The sequence below is a fragment of the Dokdonella sp. genome (assembly GCF_036518555.1).
Classification (GTDB): Bacteria; Pseudomonadota; Gammaproteobacteria; order Xanthomonadales; family Rhodanobacteraceae; genus Dokdonella_A.
Genome location: NZ_DATDMY010000241.1, coordinates 1 through 2241, shown reverse-complemented (window position 1 = coordinate 2241; position 2241 = coordinate 1). Strand labels below are relative to the sequence as shown.

At 66.5% G+C, this 2241-nt stretch carries 2 protein-coding genes; both read left to right on the top strand.

Going from position 1 to position 2241, the window contains the following annotated elements:
- On the top strand, positions 1-959 hold a 959-nt coding region (locus VI238_RS13225), incomplete at its 5' end, for a HisS family protein (RefSeq protein WP_331652110.1).
- A 124-nt stretch (positions 960-1083) separates the two neighbouring features.
- On the top strand, positions 1084-2241 hold a 1158-nt coding region (locus VI238_RS13220), incomplete at its 3' end, for an aromatic amino acid ammonia-lyase (protein WP_331652108.1).

Below are 2241 nucleotides of genomic sequence, written 5' to 3'. Positions count from 1 at the left end.
GGAAACTCCTACGAGGAATTCTGGATGCCAAGGGCATCGTCGACTCGACGATGCAGGCAAGTGTCCTTCGAGAAATCGACAAGACTGACAAGCGTGGGCGCAATGCCACACATGACGCTTTGCTGTCTCTAGGTCTATCCGAAAGCGCGGCAGCAGAACTCTTGTTTGTTCTCTACGATGCGTGTGGGGAAGTTGAGAGGAACAAGCGGGCGGAAGTGTGCAAGCGGAATCTTGAACAGGGAATGCCGTCTATGAGCACCTCGACGGATCCTGACCTGATGTTTCTCCAGCACAGCCTTGGTATGGTGATTCCGTCGCATGAATGGCCACAAATCCTTGTGGATGGTGTTGCTGAACTCACCGAGGTCATTCGGACAATTGGCGCCATGGGGGTGCCGCGCGACTTCTATCGCCTTGATCTATCGGTAGTTCGAGGGTTGGACTACTACACCGGAACCATCTACGAGACGACGCTCGACGAGCACCCGCAGATCGGCTCGATCTGCTCGGGCGGCCGTTACGAGAACCTCGCGAGCCACTACACGAAGTCGAAGCTGCCCGGCGTCGGCATCTCGATCGGCGCGACGCGCCTGTACTGGCAGTTGCGCGAAGCGGGGCTGCTCAAGGGCGGTCGCAGCACGGTGCAGGCGCTCGTCGCGCAGATGGATGAAGCGGAACTGCCGCGCTACCTCGCGCTCGCGACCGAACTGCGCGCGGGCGGCATCAACACCGAAGTCGTGGTCGATCCCGGCAAGCTCGCCAAGCAGTTCAAGTACGCCGACCGCGCGGGCATACGCTTCGTGCTCGTGCTCGGTCCGGACGAGATCGCGAAGAACAGCGTGGCCGTGAAGGACCTGCGCAAGCAGGACCAGTTCGAGGTCGCGCGCGCGGAGCTGGTCGATGCGCTGCGCGTGGAGATCGAGCAGGCCGCGGTGATGACGCGCGGCCAGGACGTCTGATGCACGCCTTTTCGTCGCCACGCCCGCGAAAGCGGGTATGCGCGTCGATGTTGCGCACGGCCCAAAAACGGGTTCCCGCGTTCGCGGGAACGACGACCGTAGTGAACTCCGGATGCCGGCACCCATGACCCACACGATCCACCTCGACGGCAACAGCCTCACCCGCGCGCAGGTCGCCGCGATCGCGCGCGGCGCGAAGGTCGAACTCGATCGCGCGCAGCTCGCACGCGTGCAGCGCGCGGCGGACTTCCTCGCCGACAAGGTCCGCTGTGGCGAACCGATCTACGGCGTGACCACCGGCTTCGGCAGCAACGCCGACAAGCTGCTCGGCGCGCATCGCGTGCGCGACGAGCTGCCGGGCGGCAACCCGCAGCCGCGCAAGGAGACCCTGCTCGAGGAACTCCAGCACAACCTCGTGATCACGCATGCGGTCTGCGTCGGCGAGCCGTTCGCCGAGGGCGTCGTGCGCGCGATGCTCGGCATCCGCATCAACACGCTCATGCGCGGCCATTCGGGCATCCGCGTGTCGACGCTCGAGGCCCTCGCCGAACTGCTCAACCGCGACGTGATCCCGGTGATCCCGCAGAAGGGTTCGGTCGGCGCGAGCGGCGACCTCGCGCCGCTGTCGCACCTCGCGATCGTGCTGCTCGGCGGTGGCGAGGCGTTCTTCGGCGGCGAGCGCCTCGCGGGTGCCGTGGCACTCGAGCGCGCGGGCCTCGCGCCGATCAGGCTGTCGTTCAAGGAAGGCCTCGCGCTCAACAACGGCACCACGCAGATGCTCGCGACCGCGGCACTCGCGCTCGAGCGGCTCGGCGAGCTGCTCGACACGGCCGATCTCGCCGCATCGATGACGCTCGACGCGTTCGCGGGCCGCAGCGGCGCGTTGCGCGAGGAAGTGCACGCGCTGCGAGCGCATCCGGGGCAGGTGGAGGCCGCGCGCCACGTGCGCGGACTGCTCGACGGCTCCAACCTCGTCGACATCGCCTATCACCTCGTGCCGCGCTTCCGCGGCTGGTCGGCCGACGCATGGAGCGACCCGCAGGACCAACGCCAGGGGTTCGACATCGCATGGGACTGGGTGCCGCCGTCGCAGCGCCACGGGCGCGAGGCGTTCTACCGCCGCTTCCTGCCGTTCAAGGGTGGCAAGAAGCACCAGCCGCAGGACGCGTATTGCCTGCGCTGCATGCCGCAGGTGCACGGCGCCGTGCGCGACGCGTACGAGCAGGCGTGCCGCGTGATCGACATCGAGCTCAACGCGGTCACCGACAATCCGCTGATCTTC